General features: G+C 62.2%; 27 protein-coding genes and 1 pseudogene. 9 read left to right on the forward strand and 19 right to left on the reverse strand.

What is annotated here, in order from left to right; translation table 11 throughout:
* Nucleotides 1-126 precede the first annotated feature (126 nt).
* Nucleotides 127-330 (reverse strand): CsbD family protein, encoded by a 204-nt coding sequence (locus tag FJ974_RS11510; RefSeq protein ID WP_140535836.1) that lies wholly within the window; start codon nt 328-330, stop codon nt 127-129.
* 431 nt (nt 331-761) lie between these two features.
* Here FJ974_RS11510 and FJ974_RS11515 point away from each other — a divergent pair, with 431 nt between their 5' ends.
* Nucleotides 762-1199 carry a DUF2267 domain-containing protein gene (locus FJ974_RS11515; RefSeq protein ID WP_140535839.1) on the forward strand — a complete coding sequence of 146 codons (438 nt, stop codon included), beginning with the start codon at nt 762-764 and terminating at the stop codon, nt 1197-1199.
* A gap of 133 nt (nt 1200-1332) precedes the next feature.
* On the opposite strand, the gene FJ974_RS11520 is transcribed toward FJ974_RS11515, so the two are convergent.
* Entirely contained in the window at nt 1333-1770 is a 438-nt protein-coding gene (locus FJ974_RS11520; protein WP_140535841.1) for a CBS domain-containing protein, read from the reverse strand.
* Between the two features lie 326 nt (nt 1771-2096).
* On the opposite strand from FJ974_RS11520, the gene FJ974_RS11525 reads away from it, so the two are divergent.
* Both FJ974_RS11525 and FJ974_RS11530 read left to right on the forward strand, forming a co-directional pair.
* Nucleotides 2097-3380, forward strand: coding sequence for an Nramp family divalent metal transporter (locus FJ974_RS11525; RefSeq protein WP_140535844.1), 1284 nt, complete (start codon nt 2097-2099; stop codon nt 3378-3380).
* A 127-nt stretch (nt 3381-3507) separates the two neighbouring features.
* Entirely contained in the window at nt 3508-4092 is a 585-nt protein-coding gene (locus tag FJ974_RS11530; protein WP_140535847.1) for a sigma-70 family RNA polymerase sigma factor, read from the forward strand.
* A gap of 9 nt (nt 4093-4101) precedes the next feature.
* Here the strand turns inward: FJ974_RS11530 and FJ974_RS11535 are convergent, their stop codons facing one another.
* The 12 genes from FJ974_RS11535 to FJ974_RS11590 form a co-directional block, all read right to left on the reverse strand.
* The gene (locus tag FJ974_RS11535; protein ID WP_181177216.1) at nt 4102-4278 is read right to left on the reverse strand and encodes a hypothetical protein; all 177 of its coding nucleotides are present in this window, start codon (nt 4276-4278) and stop codon (nt 4102-4104) included.
* A 184-nt stretch (nt 4279-4462) separates the two neighbouring features.
* Nucleotides 4463-4681, reverse strand: coding sequence for a hypothetical protein (locus FJ974_RS11540; RefSeq protein WP_140535849.1), 219 nt, complete (start codon nt 4679-4681; stop codon nt 4463-4465).
* Between the two features lie 64 nt (nt 4682-4745).
* Nucleotides 4746-5660, reverse strand: coding sequence for a class I SAM-dependent methyltransferase (locus FJ974_RS11545; protein ID WP_140535892.1), 915 nt, complete (start codon nt 5658-5660; stop codon nt 4746-4748).
* The gene (locus FJ974_RS11550) at nt 5657-6646 is read right to left on the reverse strand and encodes a GNAT family N-acetyltransferase (RefSeq protein WP_140535852.1); all 990 of its coding nucleotides are present in this window, start codon (nt 6644-6646) and stop codon (nt 5657-5659) included. Before FJ974_RS11550 ends, FJ974_RS11545 begins: the two co-directional genes overlap by 4 nt.
* Nucleotides 6643-7707 carry a glycosyltransferase gene (locus FJ974_RS11555; RefSeq protein WP_140535855.1) on the reverse strand — a complete coding sequence of 355 codons (1065 nt, stop codon included), beginning with the start codon at nt 7705-7707 and terminating at the stop codon, nt 6643-6645. The genes FJ974_RS11550 and FJ974_RS11555 overlap by 4 nt, the downstream gene beginning before the upstream one ends.
* Complete coding sequence (locus tag FJ974_RS11560; protein WP_226891567.1) at nt 7704-8462, reverse strand: PIG-L deacetylase family protein; 759 nt, start codon at nt 8460-8462, stop codon at nt 7704-7706. Before FJ974_RS11560 ends, FJ974_RS11555 begins: the two co-directional genes overlap by 4 nt.
* Before the next feature lie 94 nt (nt 8463-8556).
* Nucleotides 8557-9489 carry a beta-xylosidase gene (locus tag FJ974_RS11565; protein ID WP_140535895.1) on the reverse strand — a complete coding sequence of 311 codons (933 nt, stop codon included), beginning with the start codon at nt 9487-9489 and terminating at the stop codon, nt 8557-8559.
* Nucleotides 9482-10243, reverse strand: coding sequence for a TIGR04290 family methyltransferase (locus FJ974_RS11570; RefSeq protein ID WP_140535860.1), 762 nt, complete (start codon nt 10241-10243; stop codon nt 9482-9484). Before FJ974_RS11570 ends, FJ974_RS11565 begins: the two co-directional genes overlap by 8 nt.
* Before the next feature lie 2 nt (nt 10244-10245).
* On the reverse strand, nt 10246-11046 hold the full coding sequence (locus FJ974_RS11575) for a sugar phosphate nucleotidyltransferase (RefSeq protein ID WP_140535863.1): 801 nt from the start codon (nt 11044-11046) through the stop codon (nt 10246-10248).
* The gene (locus FJ974_RS11580) at nt 11046-12146 is read right to left on the reverse strand and encodes a glycosyltransferase (protein WP_140535864.1); all 1101 of its coding nucleotides are present in this window, start codon (nt 12144-12146) and stop codon (nt 11046-11048) included. The genes FJ974_RS11575 and FJ974_RS11580 overlap by 1 nt, the downstream gene beginning before the upstream one ends.
* 13 nt (nt 12147-12159) lie before the next feature.
* Entirely contained in the window at nt 12160-12756 is a 597-nt protein-coding gene (locus FJ974_RS11585) for a histidine phosphatase family protein (protein ID WP_140535867.1), read from the reverse strand.
* Nucleotides 12753-13856 carry an inositol-3-phosphate synthase gene (locus tag FJ974_RS11590; RefSeq protein ID WP_140535898.1) on the reverse strand — a complete coding sequence of 368 codons (1104 nt, stop codon included), beginning with the start codon at nt 13854-13856 and terminating at the stop codon, nt 12753-12755. The genes FJ974_RS11585 and FJ974_RS11590 overlap by 4 nt, the downstream gene beginning before the upstream one ends.
* A gap of 234 nt (nt 13857-14090) precedes the next feature.
* Between FJ974_RS11590 and FJ974_RS11595 the strand changes: the two genes are divergently transcribed.
* The 6 genes from FJ974_RS11595 (at nt 14091) to FJ974_RS11620 (ending at nt 20406) form a co-directional block, all read left to right on the forward strand.
* Nucleotides 14091-14543 carry a c-type cytochrome gene (locus tag FJ974_RS11595; protein ID WP_140535869.1) on the forward strand — a complete coding sequence of 151 codons (453 nt, stop codon included), beginning with the start codon at nt 14091-14093 and terminating at the stop codon, nt 14541-14543.
* 92 nt (nt 14544-14635) lie between these two features.
* Nucleotides 14636-15709, forward strand: a complete 1074-nt coding sequence (locus tag FJ974_RS11600; protein WP_226891568.1) for a c-type cytochrome — start codon at nt 14636-14638, stop codon at nt 15707-15709.
* Nucleotides 15710-16133: 424 nt separating this feature from the next.
* Nucleotides 16134-16967 carry a cytochrome c oxidase subunit II gene (gene coxB / locus FJ974_RS11605; RefSeq protein WP_226891570.1) on the forward strand — a complete coding sequence of 278 codons (834 nt, stop codon included), beginning with the start codon at nt 16134-16136 and terminating at the stop codon, nt 16965-16967.
* On the forward strand, nt 16964-18877 hold the full coding sequence (ctaD, locus tag FJ974_RS11610; RefSeq protein ID WP_140537175.1) for a cytochrome c oxidase subunit I: 1914 nt from the start codon (nt 16964-16966) through the stop codon (nt 18875-18877). The genes coxB and ctaD overlap by 4 nt, the downstream gene beginning before the upstream one ends.
* A complete protein-coding gene (locus FJ974_RS11615; protein ID WP_140537173.1) occupies nt 18878-19474 on the forward strand; it encodes a cytochrome c oxidase subunit 3 in 597 nt (198 codons plus the stop codon).
* Nucleotides 19456-20406 carry a cytochrome c oxidase assembly protein gene (locus FJ974_RS11620; protein WP_226891571.1) on the forward strand — a complete coding sequence of 317 codons (951 nt, stop codon included), beginning with the start codon at nt 19456-19458 and terminating at the stop codon, nt 20404-20406. The genes FJ974_RS11615 and FJ974_RS11620 overlap by 19 nt, the downstream gene beginning before the upstream one ends.
* Before the next feature lie 28 nt (nt 20407-20434).
* Here the strand turns inward: FJ974_RS11620 and FJ974_RS11625 are convergent, their stop codons facing one another.
* From FJ974_RS11625 to FJ974_RS11645, 5 genes and pseudogenes are all read right to left on the reverse strand, one after another.
* Nucleotides 20435-20593 carry a DUF3309 domain-containing protein gene (locus FJ974_RS11625; RefSeq protein WP_140537172.1) on the reverse strand — a complete coding sequence of 53 codons (159 nt, stop codon included), beginning with the start codon at nt 20591-20593 and terminating at the stop codon, nt 20435-20437.
* 421 nt (nt 20594-21014) lie between these two features.
* A pseudogene (locus tag FJ974_RS11630) lies at nt 21015-21986 on the reverse strand (UDP-glucuronic acid decarboxylase family protein); the annotation flags it as partial.
* Nucleotides 21987-22009: 23 nt separating this feature from the next.
* Nucleotides 22010-23119 carry a glycosyltransferase gene (locus tag FJ974_RS11635; protein WP_140537168.1) on the reverse strand — a complete coding sequence of 370 codons (1110 nt, stop codon included), beginning with the start codon at nt 23117-23119 and terminating at the stop codon, nt 22010-22012.
* Nucleotides 23116-24210 carry a glycosyltransferase gene (locus FJ974_RS11640; protein WP_140537167.1) on the reverse strand — a complete coding sequence of 365 codons (1095 nt, stop codon included), beginning with the start codon at nt 24208-24210 and terminating at the stop codon, nt 23116-23118. The genes FJ974_RS11635 and FJ974_RS11640 overlap by 4 nt, the downstream gene beginning before the upstream one ends.
* Complete coding sequence (locus FJ974_RS11645; RefSeq protein ID WP_140537166.1) at nt 24207-25337, reverse strand: glycosyltransferase; 1131 nt, start codon at nt 25335-25337, stop codon at nt 24207-24209. Before FJ974_RS11645 ends, FJ974_RS11640 begins: the two co-directional genes overlap by 4 nt.

Here is a 25337-nt window from a genome sequence, read left to right on the forward strand (position 1 = left end):
TCACCGCGTCACGAATCATCAAGTCAGCTGTTCATGTTGCCGTTGTTCGGCTCCGAAAATCCCTCGATTTTTTGATGCCGCTGCCCAGCATGAGGGCTGCGGTATCGTTCATTTGAGCGGCGGGTGTTACCAGCCCTGGCGGTTCGCCCAGTCGTCGACGTCGCGGCGTACACGATCCTTCTCGATGCCGTAACGTTCCTGGATCTTGCCTTCGAGTTGGTCGCGCTTGCCGGCGATGCGGTCGAGGTCGTCGTCGGTGAGCCTGCCCCACTGCTCCTTGACCTTACCCTTGACCTGCTTCCAATTACCTTCGACGCGGTTCCAATCCATGATCCAAAGCCTCCTTGGGATTAATACTGAATACCAACGACGGCGGTGTCAGGGAGTTCCTGCTGAAGCCGCGAATTGCGGGGGCGGTGAACTTTCTCGGCTGCCGGGCCAATTTCTCTCCTCATCGTGGCAGGTCGCCGATGGGCCGGTACATCGGCAGCAGTTCGATAGCGACGTCCCCAAAAGCGCCGCCGGCGCGCCGAGGGTGGTGCTGCTCCGGGTCTGTTACTCGGCTCAGATGTTTTTTGCTCGGCGCGGAGATCACGCGGGCCTTCAGTGAGGACCAGCAGCCATGCCGCCGCCATGAAGCCCGGTGCCAGAAAGCAAAAGAAGGTAACGTTCTAGCAATCGGCCGGATGAACGAAACAATACGCTTTGTCGAGTGTTGTGTCCGTAACGGGCATGCGGAGGGTTGCAAACAGGAGGCGATGATGAGCGCTAACGGCCTTGAGGTTTTCGACAAGACGGTGCAGATCACCAACATCTGGCTGAACGAGATCATGGAGGGCCTGGGCGAGGACCGGAAGCTCGCATGGCATGCGCTCGGCGTGGTTCTGCGCACCTTGCGCGACAGGTTGCCAGCCGAACTGGCGGCGAACCTGGGTGCTGAGTTGCCGCTCCTGATCCGCGGTGCATATTACGATCAATATCAGGCATCCGGCCTGCAGAACCGGGATCGCTCGGTCGAAGAGTTCCTCAGTCCGATCGCGTCGGGTCTGAAAAATGGGCGGCAAGTGGACGCCGGCGAAGCGACAAAGCTGGTGTTCAGGGCGCTAGCCCATCATATCGACCTCGGCCAGTCGGCGAAGGTACGCGATGCTCTGCCTAAAGAGATCCAGGCACTGTGGCCAGACAGCGTTGGTGCATAGGCAGACAGCCTGAGAAGCGACCATTGCCGGTCGATTGCCTGACAGCGCGGCGCCGCGGAGGCCGTCTTGTGGCAGCCGCGGCGCAGTCAGGTGGTTCCGCTTGGCTGGCGTAGGCTCGATGCCGCCGTCGTCATCAATGGATGGATTGCGAATGATCGCCGCCTGGCGCCGAGATGCCGCTCAAAGCCTGTCCGGCCTGCCGCGTTTCACCACTTCTTGCGAGGTCGCCAAGTGAGATGATGCCGACGAGCCGTTTGTCCCGGTTGAGAACCGGTAGCCGGCGAACCTGAAGGTCGCGCATGTTCTCAAGTACATGCTCGACGTCGTCATCATCAAAGCAATATTTTACCTCCGCGCTCATGACATCGCGCACCATGGTATCGGCACCTTTGCCCAGCGCTATCCCGCGGATGACGATGTCCCGGTCGGTGATCATCCCGACCAGCCGGTCATTTTCACCGACAGGCACCACGCCAGCATCAAGCCTGCCCATCATCTGCGCCACCTCGCGGATCGACTGTTGGGGATTCGCGACCGCGACGTCCTTTGTCATGCAATTGGCGACCTTCATGGCTATCTCCCGTTAGTTGCGCAGCCCGACGCCGAATGAGTGTTGAGAACAAATCCTGGGCGCTATTGTTCCATCAAATCGGGACTGAATGGCAGTCCATCTCAACGGCAGGCCCGACCCGGTTCAATCCGGCGTCTTCTGCGAGCGGCAGAGGGTCGTGAAAATTCCGCCCATGGGAGGGCGCACGGCGGCGACAGTGCGCAGGCGGACCCGCTCTTGCGGCGGAACAAAATGCCTGATGGGGCAGTTCGGCCCCGCGAAGCAAAGGGCGGCACCCACTCGCGCATGTTCGGCCGAACCTTTTCCGCTGGCACCGAGCGCAAGTGATGATCGAACAAGCCGACAACGGGACAAACAGGCCGAAGCAAGGTTTCGGGAGAGCCGTTGGTTCGGCCTTGATCGTTGGTGCGGCCGACGACGATTGCTCGGCAATCGGAACCTATGCCAGCGCGGGAGCGAAGTTCGGGCCTGACCTGCTTTGGACCGCACCCGTGACGCTGCCGATGATGTACATCGTCGTGTACCTCTCATCGAAGCTCGGCCAAGTTTCGGGGCGGGGATTGTTCCAGGTTATCGCAGATTTCTATCCGCGATGGTTGCTATGGTCGGTTCTGGTAGGAGTCCTGATCGGCAACACGATTGAAGCGGCCGCGGATCTTGGTGCGATGGCAGCAGCGATCAACCTGTTCGTGCCGTTGCCGATTCCGGTGATCGTCGCTTTCGTCGCAGCATTCATGTTCGCTCTGCAAGTCTTCGGTTCTTACGACCTCCTCAGAAATATATTCCGAGTGCTGGCGCTTGCACTGCTCGCCTACGTCATCTCGGCTATCCTCGCAAAGCCGGAACTGGTTCCGGTGCTAAGCGGTACATTGTTGCCGAAAGTACGGTTCAGCCGTGAATATCTGTCGATTCTCGTGGCGATAATAGGAACAACGCTTTCGGCCTACATGTATACTTGGCAATCCAATCAGGAGGTCGAAGAGGAGATCGCCAAAGGCCGGACCAGTCTTGAGAAACGGAAGGGAGCAACAGAGGAAGAGTTGAGCCGGTCGCGGCGGGATATTCTCATCGGCATGACGTTTTCCAACCTGATTATGTACTCCATAATTCTTTCGACCGGTTCGACGCTCCACAAGGTCGGTCAAACCCAGATCGAAACGGCAGCCCAGGCGGCCGAAGCGCTGCGGCCACTTGCCGGCGATGCGGCAGGCATAATCTTCGCAGCCGGTGTGATCGGTGTCGGCTTTCTGGCAGTCCCGGTGATGACGACCGGCGCTGCTTTCGATGTCGCGCAGGCGATGGGCTGGAAAAACGGCATGAGTGCGAAACCGCTCGAAGCACCGGGCTTCTACCTGGCAACGGGAGCATTCACGCTCATCGGAGTTACGCTGAATTTTTTCGGCTTCAATCCAATGCAGGCATTGGTCTGGGCAGGCATCGTGCAAGGCTTTTCCACGCCTCCGCTGCTGCTGTTGATCCTTTTGATGACGAACGATCGCAGGATTATGGGCGACCAGGTCAATAGCCGTAGCGCGAACATCCTCGGGGGCATCACAACGGCGGTAATCTTTGCGGCCTCGGCGGGCCTGGTGGCGAGTTGGTTCCTCTAACCAGCCCGAACAGCGAGGCCATTGGCTGGTCCGGGCGTTCAAGCAGTTCGTTTCCAACAGGAACGATCATCATCGTCACGCATTCTCCCTGATCAATGCTCATCAACTCTTTGCAGGGGTCAGAACCGTGTTATCCAAAGGCCATGCCGCGCCTGACTGCGTACCGGGCGAGATCGCCGTCGTCGACCTCATTCCTGCCTTGCGTGCTTTCGCGCGCACTTTTTGCCGTGTGCCCGATGATGCCGACGACCTGGTGCAGGAGACCTTGACCAAGGGGCTTGCGAACTTGGACAAGTTCGAGCCCGGAACGCGCTTGAAGTCCTGGCTTTTCACGATCATGCGCAATACCCACTATACGCGGGTCAAGGCCGCGGCCAGAGAGGCGCCTGGTCTGCTCGACTGCGCCTCGAGCCGGCCGATCTCGGAAGCCTCCCAGGATTGGTCCGTTCGGAGCAAGGAAGTTTATCAGGCCATCCAGAAGCTTCCCGCTCATCAGCGCGAAGTCTTGATGCTGATCGGTGTGCTGGGCGTCAGCTACGAAGAAACGGCTGAGATATGCAAGTGCGCAGTCGGAACCGTCAAAAGCCGTCTCAACCGCGCGCGTGCAAGCGTCCTGGAATTCCTTGATGAAAGCTCATCGCAAGCGTTGGTCGAAAAACGTGACCATCTCGCGGAAGATCACTGGGACAGAGGTGCTGACAGACAGCGGTAAGGGTTTGCGTCAGGTGTCCTTTTTGCAGCCACGCTTCTGGATCAGTGCATTCTGCAACTCTATCGCGAGCTTATTCAGCCGGTCAGGAACTTTTTCCTGCTCAATGGCGGTCAACAACGACGCAATCTCTTCGTCTATGCCCAGGTTTGCCTGGCTGACGGGATCGCGCTGGCTCGGACGAGACATGGCATTCTCTTAGCAAATGTGGTCCCTTCGAGATCCACTTGAGACCATACGCGGCCAGAGTTTGCAAGGGCGCTTCCAGCCGCCGATCACCTTCAGCTCCGCAGCAGATTACGGCAGGGCGAAACCCTTTCGCCTGAACTGATCCGTTGCGAGCCTGGGAAGTCTTGCGATAGTCGCCGCAAGATCAGTCTTCCGGGATCCGGTTTGCCGCGTGGTCCTGATACTGATCGGACTTGACCCGATTGCTGTCGAGGCCGCGTTGTTTTGTATGCTGCTTTTTATCCCGGTTCGACAGGACGTCATTTTCGCCAATCATGTCTTTCGGAATATTCGTCTTCGCTCCGGTCCCGGCACCCTTGCCCTGACTGCCGCGGCCCATGTGTTTCTTACCGCCGGATGCCATCTTCTTCTCCCAGGTCTTCCAGCTTCTGCGCAAGTGGTTCGGCGTCCGAACTCCGGTCCGTGCGTTATGTTCCGCCGGTACTGCGAATAAGAAAGGCGGTGCCGTCCCAGTGACGGAAAGGCATCTCGCCATCGATGACGAGATCCATGCCGTATATACGGGCGAGATGACGGATGTCGGAGGAATCGGCGGCCGGCGACATCCGGTATGAATAGTTGAGGATCGCCGCCATCCCTCCCGGCCGCAGCACACGCGCCATTTCGCTGAAGTGCCGCTCGGCGACGCCGGCGAGCACCAGGTAGGGGAAACTGTCTACCGCCAACACGCTATCGAAGCCGGCGTCGGCGAATTCGGCGAGGTCGAGGCCGGAGGTCTGGCGGAACTCAACATTGCCAAGGCCGGCGCAGCGTCGGCGCGCGACAGCGATCATCCTGGAGGAGATATCGATGCCGACAATATGCTTCGCCCTGGCATGGAGCGCGCCTTCGAAGCGGCCGATGCCGCAGCCGATATCAAGTATCGTCTCGTCCGCCCCGGTAAAGTCTTGTCGCTCAAGCCAAGAGACGATTTCGGCGGTTGTAGCCGAAAGCTTTTCCTCATCACCAAGGGAGGAAAGTTGGACGCTGGCCGCCGCAGAGATGGCGACCGCCTCGTCAAAACCGCCCGCCAGCCGTCGGACCGTCATTTCGCCCGTTTCATCGCCCTGACGGTCATGACAAACCGAAGCCGCCGTTGAGCGGAGATTGTCGAAGGCATCTGCCTTGCCCGACAGAAGCACGGCTATGTTCTCGAGCCAGCCTTTGCAATGGGAGGCGTTTGCCCGCATGTCCAATGCCAGATCCGCCAATTCTGCCGCATGGATTTCCGTCTTGAGATTGACGGCCAATCTGGCGACCGCGACTGCGGCGGGCAGGCCGTTCGCCATGCAATTCTCGAGGATACGCCGCGCGATCATCCGCTCTCGTTCTGCCGCGGTCATGGCGCGTTCCGGGTCCAGACCCTTTGCACCGTCCACCGGTCCTCTGCCCCCCAGCCGTATTTGTAGTTCTCCCGGCCGCGCAGAAAATCGAACTCTCGCGCGCCGTCCTGCACGGCTTCGGCGATAGCCTTGCCGATCAGAATGGCGCCGGGGCTCTCCTGCGCATAATCAGGGTCGAAGCCGCCGAGATAGGCATAGGCGCGGTCGCGGTGGTGAAAACCATAGTAGGCGCCGACCACAGCGCCGTCGATTTCGATCAGCCAACAGCGCGCCAAATGCTTCGCGGCGAGGCGTGGCAAGGCATTGCGATGAAACTCGATCGTGCTTTGCGTCAGCACGCCGCCGCCCTGTCCGGCCCAGCGGGCGTTGTGCAGGCGGATCAACTGAGCGAGAAATGTCTCCGAAGCGGCCTCCGTCCGCATGATCGTCAGCCGGCCTCTCCGTTGCGCGGCTCTCAGAGCGCGACGCAGCTGGCGCCTCCGCCGCGCGGGAACGGAAGATGTAAGCGTGTCGTCGCCAGACAAGGCAAGCACGGGGCAGGCGGCATGGCCGGCGGATCGGCTCTCTTCAATATCGGGCAGCACAAGGCCCAGCGATGTGGCTTCAGCCGAAAGGTCGGGCAGGATCCATTGCGACCATTGGAGCGAAAGCACCGTTTCGGTAATCAAAGTCCCGACGGCTTCTTCAAAACCGGGCGCGCAAAGAATATCGAGATAGTCGCTCAGCGATATTCCAATCGGAAGCAGGCGCGAACCGGAAGCGTGCCGTTCCATGTAGAGGGGTGCCAGGCCGACGAGATCATTTCCGCTCCACACGGCGATCGCCGAAAGATCGCCCGGCGCGAATGTCTGCCACCATGGCAGGAGCCAGGCGGGTGACTGGAAGGGCGTGGCAGAGCCGCATTGCGACCAGAGCGGCCACCAATGCCGTTCGAGGTCGTCGAGCGCATCTTGATCGCGGATGACATCGGCACGCAGGCTGCTCACCGCGCGGCTCCCAACCGTGCATGGGAATCACCGAGCTTTGCCAGTGCCCGATAGGCATTCATATAAGCCGAAACCATGCGATCGAGCGAAAACCGAGCTTGCGCCTCCGCTCGGCATGTCTCGTTGTCGAGATCGGCCGAGGCATCTATGGCTATCGCCATCTCGTCGACGTCATTGACCAGAAAGCCGGTCTTGCCGTGCTCGACGACATGGGGCAGGGCGCCATTCGGAAAGGCCACAACGGGCGTGCCGCAGGCGAGCGCCTCCATGGCAACGAGCGAGCTCGTTTCGGCGGCAAGGCTTGGAATGACCAGACAGCGGGCGGCGTTGAGAAGCCGCCGCTTGGCGGAAAAGCCGAGCGGTCCCAGGAAGCGTCGCCGCCTGTCAAGGCGAGGCTTCACCTCGTCGGCGAAATACTGAAGATGGGTCTGATAGGGATATATTTGCCCTCCTATCGCAAGCGGCACTCCGGCGCGTTTCGCGGCGTCGATCGCCAGGTGGATGCCTTTTTCCGGGCATATTCGGCTTAGCACGAGCGCGAAATTGCGACGCGACCGCACATCGTTCAGCGCATCAACGTCGACCCCATTCGGGATGGGCGCGATCAGCCTCGATCCGGGCGGCGCGGTTTTCTGCTGCGCCTGCGAGACCGCGTGCAGCCACAGATTCTCACGAGCCGGCCTCAGCACCTCGGGGGGATACCAGGCGAGCGGCAGGTGCAGTGTCACGAGCGTGGGGCCGTCATTGGGAAGATAGGCGTCGAAATCGATGCCGTGCAGGTGAACCACATCGATCGGCCAGCGCGCCCGGGCGGCTGCGATCGCCACGCGATGTGCGCGCTGGGCGCGGTTCTTTGCCGTCTCGTCGAGCGCGCCCGTTTCGGCAGGCGTCTCGACCAGGGTCCCGGCTGCGCTGGAACCCCGGCAGGCGACAACGATGGAATGATGGCCCTGCCGCATCAGCGCGCGGTCCAGCATCGACAAAACCTGCTCGGCGCCGCCGACCGCATCGGGCCCGACAGGCGCAAGCGGATAGGCAACGTTGAGCACGGTTAGCGTCATGGCTGATCGAGCCGAAGCTCCTCATGCGCGACAGCCGCGGCGCTCAGCCACGTCGAGGGCTCGAAGCCCAGCGGCAGCGATTGATAGTAGAGCCTGCCGTTATTTGGCAATGCGCGGAAGTCATAGGCGGGCGCCAAGCGGAACCGCTCGGTCGACCCGAAGAATGGTGCAAGCGTCCGCTGCTGCGTCTTATGGCTGGCCAACATCGCCCGCTTGCGCCGAAAGGCCGGTTCGGTCAGGCAGACCTCGATGCGATCTGTCCCGCGATCATCGGCGAAATCCTGGAAGATCGGGCCTTCCGGCCCCGCGGCATAGAATGCCATCTCGACAATGGTGGGGGCCGGACGCCGGTCGCGGTGCAGCAAATGGCATGCCGCGTGAACCGCAAAAGCTGTGGCGTCGTGGTCGGGATGCCCTCCTTCAAAGGGATGCGTGCAGGCGAAGCGGGTCCCGGCGGCAGCGAAGAGGCAGGCCAACTCCTGCGCGAGCGGGACGAGATGCATGACCGCTTGCGTATCAGGATAGTCGAGACCGGTAAGGTTTGCGCACGACAGGCCCGCCGCCGACAAAGCGGCCTCCAATTCCGCGCGACGGGCATGGGCGTAGTCTTGCCATGTCTCGAACCCATGGGCTCTTGCGTCGGCAAGATTGCGCGGCGCTCCGTCCGTTACATGCACGATGCGGCACCCGGGCAGTCCGGCAAGATGGCCGCCGATACCGATCGTTTCGTCATCCGGGTGCGCCACGACAATCATGATGCCGGCACCTGGATCGATGTCGTTGCCGATCAGCCGGGTGGCGAATTCAGCCAGCTGATTTGACGACTGGTCGACGGACGACATGGTGACCTCATGCGGCCGAGACCCGCCGTTCAGGCATCGTGGCGTTGCGCACGCCAGGTGCGTAGCGGCGCATCATGCTCGCGCAGAATTCGGCGAATTCTTCTGGCGCCTGTGGCGGGCTGGTGTGATGAGGCTGCAGGCCCCGGTGCTCGGGCGTGAAGCAAAAAGTGATGGTGACGTTGAAGTCCGCCAGGGCTTCCATCTGGCGGTCGAACCAATCGAGGGCATTCGGTCTGAAGCTGTCGGCCCAGGAAAGGCCCGTGCGCAGATTGGTGACGCCCAGCCGCTTCATCCAGGCGACGGCGTCGTCCAGCCGGTGGTCCTCGAAATGGAACCACTGGACGAGACCCATTTCCGGCGTGTGGCGCAGGAACTCCTCGAGCGCCGGCTTGGGCGTGCCATCCTCGCGCAGCAGACCCATGTAGAAATGGCGGTAATAGGAGGAGCCTTCCACCTCGCGGTGGCGCGTGGTCGCTCCCCAAGCGTGAGGCAAATCATATAGACTGTACCATTGCACGCGGGGCACGTTGCCAAGCAGAAGTTCCGCGGTCCGCCGCAGGCCCCAGACCTGGACCTCCTCCGCGCCGAAACTCGAGACGCCCGCTTCGCTGACCCAAATCGGCAGATCCGTGACTTGGGCTATCTCGGCGAGCTTTTGCGGCCATTCATGCATCTGCCAAAGGTTCCAGTCGAGTGGAAAGCCGTGAACGGCGACGGCATCGACATGATCCAGCACGCCGTACCCCTTCATCAGCGACATGAAGCCGGCATCGATCGGCGAAATGCCGCCAAGGACCCTGGTGATCGCCGGGTTTTCAAGCTCGATCGCGTCGGCCGCCAGGATGGTCATGCTGGCGAAGCGGCTCCAGTCCGGATCAAGCTCGGGGTCCCAATGCGACTTATTGTTGGGCTCGTTCCAGATCATCGCGGCTTCAATCATCATTTCGTCCTTTCGAAGGATAGACCGCACCTTCACCCAGGGGCTTGGCTGACGCACGGCAGAAATAGACCTCGTCCTCCGGCTGAAGCAGGATCTCGAAACCGGCGCTGCGCAGCATCGCCTCGATGCAGCCGCGGTTCGGGATCCACCAGTTGGTCGGATCGTCGGCGTAGCGGTGCTCGATGAAGTGCAGCTTCGGGAATTCAGGTCGATCGAACAGATCGTGCGTCCAGAAGTGGTAGTTCTCTTCAAGCGCGAGGACCTCGCCGCTGCCGCGTTGCATCGACTGGAAGATCATCAGATCCCGGGCGACGTGCTCGCGGATCAGGTCGAGCGCCAGCAACGGGTGGCGCAGGTGGTAAAGCACACCCATGAAGAGCACGATGTCGAAGGTCTCACCCAGCGCCCCGACGTCATAGACCGACAGCTCGCGGAATTCGATGTCGCAATCCGCGATCTCGGCGGCAAAGCGCGCCTGCGTCAGATAGGCCACGTCGAAGTCGATGCCGAGCACGCGGTCTGCGCCCCGCCGCTTCATTTCTATGGAGTAGAAGCCGGCATTGCAGCCAATGTCGAGCACGGACTTGCCCGACAGATCGGCCGGGATCGCATCGGCGAATTTGCGCCATTTGATCAAGGGATAGTTGCCGAGGAAATGGTCCGGAGCGGTCTGCACGCCCGCCAGTTCCATGTTGTGGAACCACGGTCCAAGCGCGTCGATGCGGCGGCGAATTTCCGCGTCTGAATGCAGCATGGTCAGCCTCCTTCGCCTGGCAACGACGGCACCTGCGAGCGGCCCGGCGGCAAGAATATCGGCGTGCCTTCTTCCGAAGTGTCGTTGTTTTCAAGCAGCCGGAGCGCCGTGCGGTAGCCGTTGAAGGTGCCGACATCGACATAGGCCGAGCCCGCGTTGACGCCCCAGGCTTCACCGCCGGCGGCCAGGTAAGCATTGACCAACGTTCCGAAATACTCGTCGCAGCCGTCCCGTTCGCGCCATAGCGCCGCGAGCCGCTGAAAGATGTGGCCCGGCATCTTGAACGCGCCCCAGACCCAGTCCGTGGCTGCGCCCTGCTGCTTGACCTGGATCTGCTCGACGCGGCCATCCTGATCGACGACCACGGCGTCGAAAAGCTCGGGCCGGTCCACAGGAAACAGCAGGAAAGACAGCCGGTCGTCCGCAAGGTGGCAGAAACCGTCCTCGGGAAACCAGATCGTGTCCGGCAGACCGATCAGGACGGTCTCTTCCGGCGCGACGAGGGGGGCGGCGCGGAAGATCGCGTCGCAAAGACCAACCGGAGACGGCTGGGCCACGAAGATCGCGGCCGCGCTGTCATAACCGGCGGCATAATATTCGAGGATATCGGACTTACCCGATCCGATGATGAAGCAGATCCTGTCGACGCCGTTGCGGACCATTCGGCGCACCAGATATTCGCTGACGGCACAGGGACGCTCGGTTTGCCCATCCATCCGGCTGCCCACCGGCAGCAGTTCCTTGGAAAACCCAAGCGGTTGAATGCGGCTGCCGCGCCCGGCGGCAGGCACGATACCCAACATCAGACGGCTTCCTTCATCGGTTCGTTTGCTGGCGCCCGGGCCGTGTCGTTCAGGATCCGGTCCAGTTCCGCGGCGCGGCGCGCGGATGTGTGTTCGTCGAGGACGCGCTCGCGGGCTCGGCGGCGCAGCGCCTCGAGCTCGGCGTCCGGCAAACCGAGCGCGGCGACCACGTCGTCGGAGGAATGTGCGAGCAGGATTTCGTTGCCGGGCTCGAAGAAGCTATCCAGGCCCGGCCAGTCATCGGAAATGATGGCGGCGCCGCAGGCTGCCGCTTCGAACAGCCGGCCCGAGGGGCACCAGCCCTTGCGCGCCATCGCCTCTCGGGTGACGTTCAGGGTCAGGCGCGACGAGCAGAAGAAGGCCGGATGATCGGCAGGCGGCAGATGCCTGACAAAGAAGATGTTATCGCTCCACGGAAAATCCTGCGGGTATTGCGCGCCGCCGATGACGAAGCGGCGCTCCGGCAGCCGGACAGCGGGCGCGACGAGCAGCTTCTCGACGCCGGCCTGGCGATCCGCGGCATAAGTGCCGAGATAGGACAGATCGCCGGCAAATTCGGCCCTGGCCTGCGCTGGCCGATGACGGTCGGGATCAACATGGCCGTAGAGCGGCACGACGAGACGCGCGCCCAGCATGGTCTTGAGCGCATCGAGTGCCGGGCCGCCGGTGTAGCTCAGCACCAGGTCGAAATCGCGAAGTCCTTCCGGACCGAAATAGGATGGTTGGTCGCCTTGTTCGATGCGCGCCAGCGTCACCGCGGTGTCAAGGTCGTAGAACACTTTCAACCCGGGACAGTTCTCCTGCGCAAGGCATGAGGCTTCGACGGCGTCCGGGCAGTAGGAGGTAACGACGACAACGTCAGCTTCCCGCACCGCGATATCAGCGGCGCGCGCAATGTCTTCCCAGGCGCGATAGAGAACCACGTCGCCGCCGTCCAGATGATCGAGATCCCTTGCGCCGGCGTAATAGGGCGTGTCGCGTTCGAAGAAGCTGATGCACCAGCCGAGTGGCGCCAATGCGCGTATCAGCCCGCGCCAGAGCGTGGCATGTCCGTTTCCCCAGGAGGAGGTGACAGTGAGGCCGAAGATCACCATCCGCATCGGACAGCTCCCGTCAGGCGATTTCGTTCAGGCGAATGAGCTTTGAACCCCAGTCGCCATGGACGATGGTGGTGATGGAGGCGGGCTCGATGTCGAAGCGGAAACAGTCGCCGAGCTGAAGGCCAAGGACCTTGCACACCGCGGCCTTGATAACGTCCGCGTGGCTGATCAGCGCAACGCATCGGTTTGGGTTTTGTTGGCGCAGCGCATCCATCAGACCGATAACCCGCTGCTGCGTATCGTGCATGGTCTCGCCGCCCGGCGTGCGGGCGTTCTGTCGCTGGTCGTTCCACATTCGCCAGGCGGCATCGCCATTCAGCTCTTCGAACGTCTTGCCGGACCATGCACCGAAATCGATCTCGTCCAGTTCCTGACGGATCGAGATCTGTTCGATGTCGCAGGCGATAGCGATAGGTTTCGCGGTTTCCAAGGTGCGCTTGCGCGGGCTGCTCAAGATCCCGGCAAGCGGCTCTCTGGCCATGCGGCGCGCCAGTTGCTGCGCCTGTGACCAGCCCGCGCCGCCGAGATCGACGTCCTCCAGGCGACCGGGCAGGAAGCGGCCGACATCGTCGTGCTCCGCATGCCGGATGAGAAAGAAGATTGTGGTCATTCGGCGGCGTCGAGCATCGGCTCGTCCCTGCCGGCGATGAAGGCGAGCGTGCGCAAGCGAGCCTCGGCGTCGGTGAACTGCTCCGGCGGCGACTTCATGAAGTAACTGCAAGGCCCAGTGAGTGCCCCTGCAATCCCGCGATCGAGGGCAAGCTTGGCGCAGCGCACGGCGTCGATCACCACGCCGGCGGAGTTGGGCGAGTCCCAGACTTCCAGCTTGAGCTCGGCATTCAGCGGCACGCCGCCGAAAGTCGTGCCTTCGACGCGGATGTAAGCCCATTTGCGATCGGTGAGCCACGGCACATGGTCGCTGGGTCCGACATGGATGTTGCCTGGCTCGAGCGGAACATCGATCTGGCTGGTCACCGATTGCGTCTTGGAGATCTTCTTGGATTCCAGCCGCTCCCGCTCCAGCATATTGAGAAAGTCCGTGTTGCCGCCGAAATTGAGCTGATAGGTGCGGTCGATGCGTACCCCGCGCTCCCGGAACAGATTGGCGAGCAGCCGGTGAATAATGGTGGCGCCCACCTGGCTCTTGATGTCGTCGCCGACGAGCGGGAGCCCGCGCTCCTCGAAACGCCGACGCCATTCCGGCCGCGAAGCAATGAAGACCGGTATGCAGTTGACGAAAGCACAGCCGGCTGCCAGCGCGCATTCTGCATAGAAGCGGGTGGCCGCTTCCGAGCCGACCGGCAGATACGACACCAGCACCTCGGCTCCGCTTTCGCGAAGGCCCGCTGTCACGTCGGCGACGGGTTCATCCGCTTCCTCGATCTCGTCGCGCAAATATTTGCCGATGCCGTCGAGCGTGGGCCCGCGTTGCACGCGCACACCGATCGGCGCTACATCGGCAAACCGGAAGGTGTTGTTCGGGGCGCTGTAGATTGCCTCGGCTACGTCTTGCCCGACCTTGCTCTTGGCGACGTCGAAGGCGCAGGCGACCTCGATGTCCTCAACATGATAGCCGCCCAGATCGGCATGCATCAGCCCCGGGATCGGCTCGTTGCTTTTTGCCTGGCGATAATAGGTGAGGCCTTGCACAAGGGAGGATGCGCAATTGCCGACGCCGACGATGCCGATGCGAACTTTTTTCGATGTCACGAAACCGCCGCCTCTGTTGTTGGAGGTAAGTTCCTCGCGCCGAACTGTGACCAGCCAGGAATGTTCCTTGAGAGCTGGAAAAATCGCCGGGCCGCTTGTCATTCGACGCTCCTGCTGCCGCGTTCACTCCGAACGGCCACGCAGGATGCAGCGTTCGGAGTGCCGGGCAATGGAACCTCGCCGACCCCTGCCAAGTTAAAGCGCGGGCCAAGTTAAAGCGCGGGAGGGAAAGTCATGTCCGCGAATGTCGGCTTCTCCCTTCTGGCGGGCTGCGCGTTTTGGCTTCTCGCGGGGAGCAATAGCTGGGCCGCGGCAGAGGAGTTCGAGCGGCATGCGATGGCCATCGATCCTCCAATCGTAGAGACAATCCCAATCGCACAAGTTGAGGACCCGACTTCACCTCAACATGCGCCGGATAGCGGGCTGTCGCTGTTCCTGCGCAACGGTTGCGGCGCATGCCATACCATAAGAGGCAGCGAGGCGCGCGGGACGATCGGCCCGGACTTGTCCCATGTCGGGTCGCGACGAACGATCGGCGCCGGAGTCCTGCCGAATACCGAGGAAGCCATTGGACGGTTCATCGCCCGGCCTGACCTGGTGAAACCGGGCGTGAAAATGCCAGCATTCGATATGCTTCCACAAACCGAAATCCGGACGATCGCGAAATATCTGAAGGCCTTGCAGTGATGCCCGGGGCTCGCTCTCATTCCCGGGCAAAGCCGTCCAACACTGCTTCAGATGCAGAAGATGAAATCGGCAGGGCGGCAAACGAACCGATAATGGTCCGGCTGAAGCACGTCGCCATCGGCGCCGTAGGTTTGCCTATTCTCATACTGCTCGGAGCATGGATCGGCTTTTTCAATGTCGGTGCCAGCAGCGGCCATTGGAAGGTGACGGCCTGGTTCCTTCAATTCGCTATGCGCTCGGCCGTACGCACCTATGCTTTGGCAGTGGACGCCCCTAAAACTCTCGACAGGCGGGGGCTGCCGGCGGCAGCCGGCCATTTTGCGCGAGGCTGCGCGATCTGCCACGGCGCACCTGGCCAGCTCCGTTCGCCGGCGGTGCTGCGTATGCTTCCGCAACCGCCGGATCTCGCACTGACGGTCAGAGATTGGACCGACGCCCAGCTTTTTCGGATCGTCAAGCATGGAATACGTTTCACGGGCATGCCCGCCTGGCCGGCCCGCGACCGTGACGACGAGGTCTGGGCAATGGTTGCCTTCCTGCGGGAACTCCCGAAACTCGATGCGAACGAATTTCGAGCGCTGTCCTTCGATGGCAGCGATGCAACCGGCAGCGACCGCCAACCTGCCGTTCCAGATGCACTCGCCGACTGCACGCGCTGCCATGGCAGCGACGGCGGGGGCCGTGGTGGTCTCGTGCCTGCGTTGGCCGGGCAGAAAGAACCCTACCTGATCGCCAGCCTCCGGGCTTATGCCAAAGGCGACCGCACGAGCGGCTTCATGGCTCTGCCGGTGACCGGCATCGCTCCTGACGAAATGGCTGCGCTTGCCCGGCATTTTGCCGCACTGCCGCCGGTCCCGGGGGATCACGATCAAATCCCGGCGGAGACCATCAGCAGGGGACAGCATATCGCGGAGGTCGGAATTCCAGAAAAGAACGTGCCCGCCTGTTCCGGCTGCCATACCGGCCCCAACCGAAATCCGATCTATCCGCGGCTTGACGGCCAGCATGCGGCTTATCTCGAAGAGCAACTGAAGCTGTTCCGGTCCGAGGGCCGAGGCGGCACCCAGTTCTGGCGTATCATGGCGACGGCAGCCCAACGCCTCACGGATGACGACATACGGGCAGTATCGAGCTATTTCGCCAGTCGATCTGAAGGCCCGCAATAGACGACATCCGGGTTCGCAGAAGCTCTACCAAGCCAAGAGGGCAATGTTGCGCGGGCGGGATCGAGGCCGCTCAAGGAACTTTATCTTTTCCTGTCGGTTCAACAGAGCGCGGCGGGCCGCATAGGCGGACAGCCGACTGAAGCATCCTTCCCGCGAGTGACCACGCTGAATGGACTTCCGGCCGGCTTACGAGATGCAGAATTTCGGGGTTGGCGACTGCTCCCGGCATCCGCCACAGCACCTACGGTGCGTAGATACCGCAAAACAGAAGAACGCCGCCTATCAGGCCGAAGGCAAGGAGCGTTGCGACGTAGAATCCGGGCTCGCGGAAAATCCTCGTATCGCGCTCCAGACCCACCGCTCCGCCTCCTTGGCACCTGATGAGGCCAACAACACGAAACGGCATTGGAGAGTTCCGGATGCCGTGCTCTCGCTGTTTGTGAAAGCCTGCGAAAGGGGCGCGAGCGCGCTGGCCGGCCTCCTGGGTGCCGCCGGTGGCGCCGCTTTCATCTCGGGCTGCGTCGGCGAGCAGTCGGCCCTTGATCCGCATGGCCGGCAGGCCGACGCGCTGGTTGTTCTGTTCTGGGCCTTTACGGCGGTGCTCGGACTTGTCTGGCTCGTTACCATGGCCGGCTTGCTCTTGGCGCTAACGCGTCGGCGGGAAGGTCGCGGCGAACCGGCAGAAGCGCGTCCAGCCGTAAAACGGCCGATGCTTATCGCCTTTGCTGCGATGCTTACATCGACCATCATCATTCTCTCAGGCCTGGCCGTGCTCAGCTTCGGCGGACAAAGGACGATTTTCGGGGGTGAGGCCGGGGCTGCGCTGACGATCTCGGTCATCGGACACCAGTGGTGGTGGCAGGTGCGCTACGAAGGAGACGGCGGCTTCGAGACGGCAAACGAGATTCGCATCCCGGTTGGAACCCCGGTCGATATCAATCTCGCAACGGCCGATGTCATCCACTCGTTTTGGATACCAAGCCTCGCCGGCAAGCTCGATCTCATCCCCGGCAAAATGAACGAGCTCCGCATAGAGGCGAGCAAGCCTGGCATATACCGCGGCCAGTGTGCCGAATTCTGCGGTCAGCAGCATGCGCATATGGCCATCTTCGTCGTGGCGCTGGAGCCGCATGAATTCGAACGCTGGCGCGCCGATCAAGCCAGGCCGGCGACGTCGATGGCTCAGCTTGCGACGCAACACGCCGTCGGCTCAAAAGGAGCGGCTCGACCTGCCACTCTGTTGGAGAGCTCGCAATGAGCCCTGCGGTTAAACAGCGTCATGATATCCGCGATGCCGATCTGGGCGACGAGGAACTGCAGGCACGATTGAGCAAGACCTGGGGCACGGCGCGCGGCCTGATCGGCGCCCTCTCGGCAGTCGATCATAAGATCATCGGGATCCGCTACGCCGTGACCGCCTTTGTCTTCCTGTTGGCCGGCGGCATCCTGGCGATCATCATGCGGTTGCAGCTTGCGCGGCCGGACAGTCATCTCGTTGACGCCGAACTCTACAACCAGCTTTTTACCATGCATGGCACGACGATGATGTTCCTGTTCGGAGTGCCGGTCGGCGAGGCGTTCGCCGTCTATCTGGTGCCGCTCATGGTCGGCACCCGCAACATCGCCTTTCCGCGTCTCAACGCCTTCTCCTACTACGTCTATCTCTTCGGCGGCCTGATGTTGTGGGGCGGATTCGCGTTGAGCATCCGCCCGGACGTCGGCTGGTTCTCCTATGTGCCGCTCGCGAGCCTGGATTTCACCCCGGGCAAAGGCCCCGACTATTGGGCGCAGATGATCACTTTTACCGAAGTCGCCGCGCTCGCCGTATCGGTGGAGATCGTCGTCACGGTTCTGAAGCAGCGCGCGCCGGGCATGACGCTTGACCGTATCCCGCTCTTCGTGTGGACGATGCTTGTCCATTCCTTCATCATCATTTTCGCCATGCCGGCGGTCATGCTCGCCTCGTCGATGCTGATCATGGATCGGCTGGTCGGCACGCAGTTTTTCAATGCCAATGCAGGCGGCGACCCGCTGCTTTGGCAGCACCTTTTCTGGTTCTTCGGCCACCCGGAAGTCTACATCATCTTCCTGCCCGGGACCGCGTTCGTGTCGGCGATCGTTGCAACGTTCTCCAGACGGCCGGTTTTCGGTTATCTGCCTATGGTGCTGTCGCTGATCGCTATCGGCTTCCTGTCCTTTGGCCTGTGGGTACACCATATGTTTGTAACGGGCCTGCCGCAGGTGGGCGCGGCATTCTTCACCGCCTCCAGTATGGCAATAGCCATTCCGAACGGCGTTCAGATATTCTGCTGGATCGCTACGCTCTGGGACGGCAAGCCGGTGCTCAAGGCGCCGCTGATCTTTGTGCTCGGCTTCTTCTTCATCTTTGTCGTCGGCGGGCTTTCGGGCGTCATGCTGGCGTCGGTGCCGATCGATACGCAGGTGCACGACACCTATTTTGTCGTCGCCCATTTCCACTATGTGCTGATTGGCGGCACCCTGTTTCCGCTGGTCGCGGCGGTCTATTACTGGTTCCCGAAGGTGACGGGGCGGCTGATGGACGAGCGGCTCGGCAAATGGCAGTTCGCCCTCGCCTTCATCGGCTTCAACACCGCCTTTTTTCCCATGCACCTGCTCGGCCTGCTTGGCATGCCGCGCAGGGTCTATACCTATCCCGCCGAGATGGGCTGGGGCGGGCTCAACCTGCTCGCCAGCGCCGGTGCGCTGCTGTTCTTTGCAAGCTTCCTGCTGATGTTTTACAACATCGTCGCCAGCGCCCGCTCCGGTGCCGCCGCCGGCGACAATCCCTGGGGTGCCGACACGCTGGAATGGGCGACCACGTCGCCGCCTCAGCCGCAGAATTTCGACCGCATTCCCTATGTCACAAGCGGCTCGCCGCTCTGGGATCACGGCAACGACAAGCTGGTGATCAGCGGCCTCAAGGTCGATGAGCGCGAACTGGTCGTCACAAGCATCACCGAGGCTCAGCCCGATATTCGCGAGGAATCGCCGGCGCCCTCAATCTGGCCCTTTCTGGCGGCATTGGCCACCGCCGTTGCCTTCATCGGTTCGATCTATACGCCATGGGCGATTACCTGGGGTTCGCCTGTCGTGGCGATTGTGCTCGTCGCCTGGTTCTGGCCGAAGACCGCCGAGGAGAACGCCTAGATGGCTCGCAGCGTTATGGACGTCTCCGGTTTGCCGACCTATGCCTTCGGCTCGCGTGTCACCCCCTGGTGGGGCACCTTCTCGTTCTGTCTGCTGGAGGGAACCGGCTTCGCGCTCGGCATTGGCGGCTATCTCTACCTTGCCGTCACCAATAAGCATTGGACGAAGGACGCGGTTCCTTTGCACCTGGACTGGTCCGCGCTCTTCACGCTGGTCCTGGTCGCCAGCGCGCTGCCGAATTTCCTGACAAAGCGAGCAGCGATGCGGGAGAATTTGCGCGCGGTCCGTCTGCTGCTGCTGGTCATGAGCGCGGTCGGCCTGGTGCTTGTGGCGCTACGCATCCTGGAATTCTCGGCCCTGCCGGTCCGCTGGAGCGACAATGCCTATGGTTCCTTTGTCTGGCTCCTGCTCGGCCTGCACGGCGTGCATGTGCTGACCGACGTCGCCGACACGCTGGTCCTGACCGTGCTGATGTTCACGCGGCACGGGATGGGTAAACGCTTCAGCGATGCAGAGGACAATGCGTTCTACTGGTATTTCGTCGTGCTGTCGTGGTTCCCGCTTTACGCGGTGCTCTATTGGCTGCCGAGGTTCTGATGCGGGTTGTTCCTGCCACTTGCGAGGCGCGGTCGCTCGGGCTGCTCGTTGCGGTGCAGTGCATGGTGCTGGCGCCGGCCGTCGCATTCGCGCATGGCGCGCATCAAGAAACTGGCGGCTGGTCCGTCTCCGGCACGATCGTCATCCCGTTTGGCGTTGTGCTGCTACTCTACAGCGCCGGCGTTGCACGGCTTTGGCGGCACGCGGGAGTGGGGCGCGGCGTCGCCTGGTGGCAATTGGCCTGCTTCGCGACGGGGTGGGCACTGCTGGTCGCGGCTCTTGTGTCGCCGCTGCATGAACTGGGCGAGCGGCTCTTTACGGCGCACATGATCGAGCACGAGGTGTTGATGGTCGCCGCGGCTCCTGCGCTCGTTCTGTCGCGGCCGCTCGGCGTCATGCTATGGGCGTTCTCACGCGCTGTACGGCGGCACCTTGGCGGGGCCGTGCGATGGGCCTTTTTGCGGATGATAGGACGAGGCCTGACCGAGCCGGCCTCCGCGACGATTCTCCACGGCCTCGCCATCTGGGTGTGGCACATGCCCGTCCTGTTCAATGCCGCACTTGCGAGCGAGCCGGTCCACTGGCTGCAGCATTTCAGCTTCCTGGCAAGCGCGCTGCTCTTCTGGTGGGCCTTGCTTAATGGCCGCGCGCGCCGCAAAAGCCGCGGCGCGTCGGTGTTTTATCTGTTCTTCACCTCCATGCATTGCGGCCTGCTCGGCGCGATAGTGGCCCTGTCGAAAAACCAAATCTTCCTTGGAAACGATTCAGCTGCGCCGCAATGGAACCTGACGGCGCTTCAGGACCAGCAGCTTGGGGGCTTGATCATGTGGGTCGGCGCCAGCGTGTTCTATTTGGCGGCCGCATTGATCCTGGCGGCGCTTTGGATCGGAAGTGGGTCGCCCGCACAGAAGAAGTCGGCCAGCGCGAGTTGAAGGATCGCGATGCGCTTTAGGCCCGGCCTCAAATCCGGCCCATGAGCGCCATGATCACCAAGATGATAAGTATGACACCGAGCAGGCCCGAAGGCCCGTAGCCCCAGCCCGACGAATACGGCCAGGTGGGGATTGCGCCGATCAGCAGCAAGATCAGGATAATAATGAGGATTGTGCCGAGACTCATATCAGTTCCCCTTCATTGACAAGGTGAATGCTCGGACCTGGGACGGAGCTGTCCACGTTGTTCGTCCAAGGTTCAGGGCTAGTCCAGCCTGCGCAGCATGTCAGCTTCCTGCTCGAGGATGGTTGCGACTTCTTCGCGTTGAAGATGCGTCATCATCAGGCTGACGCAACATTCGAGATACGTGATGGAGGCTCGTCGCAGGAAAGCGGCGGTTTCCGCGGCCGCCATCTGGTCGATGTCCTTGGTTGATCGCTTCGGCTGCACGACTGCTTTCTCCGTGGCGGTTATCGGGCCCAACCAGAATCTCGGTCGGTTGTTCCGCTTTGGTGAAAAGAACCCGCGATGTGTCGGGGTTCTCCGGACTGCCGGTCTCAAATCCGTTTGTTCCGGACCTGTTGATCGCGGCGGCGGCCGGCACGGTGGCGCTGCCGTCGAGTTCGGCGAAGTGAACGATCGTTTGCAGCAAACCCTGCCGGAGAGGCACCTTGGGCGACCAGCCGAGAAGCGCCTTCGCACGAGCTATGTCGGGGCGTCGCCGGCGCGGATCGTCTTCCGGCAAAGGCAGGAATTTCACGGGCGACCTGGTGCCGGTCAATTCCCTCACCAGGCCCGCCAATTCGAGGACGGTGAATTCCCCGGGATTGCCAAGATTGACCGGTTGGCGCGGATTGGGTTCGACGTCCATGAACTTCAGCAACCCTTCGACCAAGTCGGTGACGTAGCAGAAGGATCGCGTTTGTCGGCCATTGCCGAATATCGTCATTGGCCGCTTTTCAAGTGCCTGCATGACCAGATTCGAGACGATACGACCGTCAGCCGGGTCCATCCTTGGGCCATAGGTGTTGAAGATGCGCGCGACACGGACGTCGACCTTGTCGGCTCGGAGGTAATCGAAGCAAAGCGTCTCCGCAGCGCGCTTGCCTTCGTCGTAGCAGGCGCGCGGGCCGGTGCAGTTCACATGGCCGAGATAGTCTTCGCGCTGCGGATGCTGCTGGGGATCACCGTACACTTCGCTCGTCGATGCCTGCAGGAACCGTGCGCCGTGGCGAACGGCAAGCTCGAGCAGATTGAGCGATCCGATCACGCAGGTGCGCGTGGTGTGAACGGGATCGGCCTGGTAGCGGGGCGGCGATGCCGCGCAGGCGAGGTTGAAAACACGGTCCACCGGCTCGCCGAGCTCGAGCGGGCTGCAGATATCCTGCTCGATTAGCCGGAAGCGCGATTGGCCGATAAGCGACGTAATATTCTCCATTCGACCGGTGAGAAAGTTGTCGATACAGATCACGCGATAGCCCATGCCGAACAGGGCTTCGCAAAGGTGCGAACCGAGGAAACCGGCACCGCCGGCGACAAGCGCCGTCCGTGTCTGTTGGGCCTTTCGTGAACGCCGCATCGCTGTGTTCTCCTGTCTGCCTGTCATGCTGCACTTTCGACATCCAGATCGAGCACCGGACGTACCGATCTTGCCTGCGTAAGCGCGGATGTGAACTCTCGTGCTCGAGCGGCTCCGGTGTGTTTTGCCAGGACCAGCGAATGGGCCTGCCTGGCCATAGAGTGCCTGGCGCGGTCAGACTGCCCCAGAAGGATTCCCGTCACATCATCTGCGCTGCCGGCCGTCTGTATCGCCGTAGCCGGAAAGAAACTGTCGAGGCCGGGCCAGCAATCGCTGATGATCGGCGTTCCGCATGCCGCGGCTTCGAAAAGCCGGACGCTGGGCGACCATCCGGCTGCGATCATCGAGGTGCGTGTCACGTTCAGCGTGTATCGCTGCCGGCTATAGAACCCGGCATGCTCGGCGGGCGGCAGGTGCTCGATCCGCTCGACATTGTCGGGCCAGGCAATATCGTGCGGGTATTGCGAGCCCGCGACGACGAAACGTCGATCCGGGAGACGACGCGCTGGCTCGAGCAGAAGCGTTTCCAGGGTCTGCTGGCGGTCCGGACTGTAGGTGCCGAGATAGCCCAGATCCCATTCGATCGTATTTCGGTTTCGGTGGTGCCGCTCGGGGTCGACGGAGCAGTATAGCGGTTCGGCCCGACGCGCGCCGAATTCGAGCTGCAGGCGTTCGAGGGTCGGTCCGCCCGTGAAGGAGAAATAGACATCGAAATAGGGTATCTGCCGGCGGGCGAGATAGTCGCAATCATCTTCGGCAACCCTGGCCAGCGTCACCGGCGTGTCGATGTCATAGAAACAGAATTGCCCGGTGCACAGCGAAGCGAGGTCGTCGATGACCGCCCTGCCTTCAGGCACAAACGAGCCGACGACCACGACATCGGCCTGCCGAAGGTCTCGTTCATGGTTGCGGCGGAGCTCTGGGACCGTGTCGTAATAGCGCAAGTGGCAAAAATCCGGGTCGCGCAGGTCGCGGTGATGCGCGTACCAGGGCACGTCGCGTTCCAGGAACGTGATGCGATGGCCGAGCTTGTTGAGCGCCCGCAGCAGTCCCCGAAAAGTCGTCGCATGGCCGTTGCCCCAGGAAGAGGACAGCGAAAGACCCAGGAACACGATGTCGAGTGCCTTTGTCATTCTGCGGCCTCCACGGTCCGGCGCTCGAAATGCGCCTTGAAAATTGCGTCAACCAGTTCAGCCCTTAGCGTGTAGGTATGCTCGGCCAGAACGCGCCGAAGCGCCGCCGCGCCGATCGCCTTCGCTCGCCGTGGCGTGAGCGTGCACATGATCTCGGCGACATCGGCGCCGTCCCGCGCGACCAGGATTTCCTCGCCGGGCGCCAGGAACATCTCGATGCCGACCCAGGCATCCGTGATAAGGCATGCACCGGCGCCTGCCGCCTCGAACACCCGCGTTGCCGGCGAAAAGCCGTTGCTGGCCATGCTGTCGCGGTTGATGTTCAGCACCGCCTTCGGGGTGACGTTGAAGGCGTTGTGGTCGCGCGTACCGACGTGGCCGAGCCAGGAGACATTCGCAGGCAATAGCTTGTCACCCCAGCCGGACCCGCCGAGCAGGAAGCTTTGGCCGGCCAGGGCACGGGCGGGCTCGAGAAAGAAGGAATCGACCCGCGCCTCGCGGTCCGGCAGGCGATTGCCAAGGAAGGCCAGATCGCAAGCAAAGCGGGAGTCCATCGCGACAGGGTGATGCGTTTCGGGATCGAGCGCGTTGTAGATCGGCACGCATTCGGCCGCGCCAAGAGCGCGATAATCCCGCACGACGGGATCGCCGCCGCCATAGGTCAGCACGAGGCCGATCCTCTTCAGCGCTTCGTGGAGAGGATGGCCGGGATGGCTCCGCAATTCGCTGAGCGTCGCCGGGGCGTCGACGTCCCAGAACACCGTCAGCGCGTCCGGGCCAGCGTGGTCCAGCACTGCGCTCAACAGCGCTTCGTCTTCAAAGCCGACACCACTTGCCTTGACCACGATGTCAGCCTGCGCAGCGCATGAAGCGGCCTGCATCAGCGCATCCGGCGTCGCCTCGTAGACGACGACGTTGCACCAGTCGGGAACCTCGATGTCACGGTGCTTCTGCCGGTCAAAGGCGTCCGGCTCGTAGAAGACGATGTCGTAACCGCGCCGGGAAAGCGCCTTCAGCAGGCCGCGATAATAGGTAGCGGCGCCGTTCCAGTAGGACGACAGCAGGCTGGACCCGTAAAAGGCGATTTTCATGCGGCGGCCTCCTTTGCCGGCACCCTATCGGCCGCACGGCGATTGCCGCATGCGGCGAGTATGTCGAACAATTCGTCGGCGCGGTGCCGGCATGTGTGCCGCGCGAGAATGGTTTCCAGTCCTGCTGCCGCCAGAGCCTTCGCAAGGCAGGCGTCGTGCAGCACGTCGCGCAGGTGCCGGCGCATCTCGGTGCCGCCGCGGGCAAAGAGAAAGTCCTTGCCGGGGCGGAACAGCCCTTCGGCGTCCGACCATGGCGCCGAGATAAGGGGGATGCCGCAGGCCAATGCCTCGAACATGCGGATCGTGGGAATGCCGGGCAGGTGTTCCCGGTAGGGCCGGCGCGGGATGTGCACTGTGACGCTATGCTGCGCGAACGCCTTCGGGACGTCGGCATTGGCGATCCAACCCTCATGACGCAAGCCGGCGTCGGCGAGCGCGGCCCGTGCTTGCGCTGGGTAGCGCACGCCATGAACGGTTCCCGACAGGCCAAGCTCGCCTGCCGGTTCGACAAGGAATTCCTGGATTTCGGCGCTGCGTTCGTCATCGCCCCAGTTGCCGATCCAGACCAGGTCGGATACGGGATCGACGTCGGGAAATGGCTTGAACAGGCGTTCGTCCGCCGCCTCATGCCAGGTGAAAGCCCGTTTGCCCCAGCCGGCGCGAAGATAGCTCTCCCGCAGTGTCTCGCCGAATACCAGGACGCCGTCATAGTGCTCGAGATTCAGCGCCGACATCGACTGCGTCGCCGATACGGCGCGGTGATGCGTGTCGTGGAACAGCAGCGTGAAATTGCCGCCATTGAGCCTGGCCCGCCCGATACGCGCGACAAGCTCCGGATCGGTCCATTCATGGACGATCACCACATCCGCGCCCGCAATCCAGGCCTCGTGATCGAAGGACGCGTCGTAGGTCACCGGCATCAGCTCGGGAAAGTCCTTCCTGAAACGCTCGACGGCGAAGGGGCCTTGCTCGGCCAGCAGGTTCGAACGGCTCCAACCGTCCGCGGGTTCGAGCGCGATCGCATGATGCGCGCCCGCGACAAGCTCGCGCATGATGCCGCGCTGGAAATGCGCATTGCCGTGGTTCCAGTCGGATACAATGGAATGGGTGTAGAATACGAAATGCAT

It is taken from the genome of Mesorhizobium sp. B1-1-8, assembly GCF_006442795.2.
Lineage (GTDB): Bacteria > Pseudomonadota > Alphaproteobacteria > Rhizobiales > Rhizobiaceae > Mesorhizobium.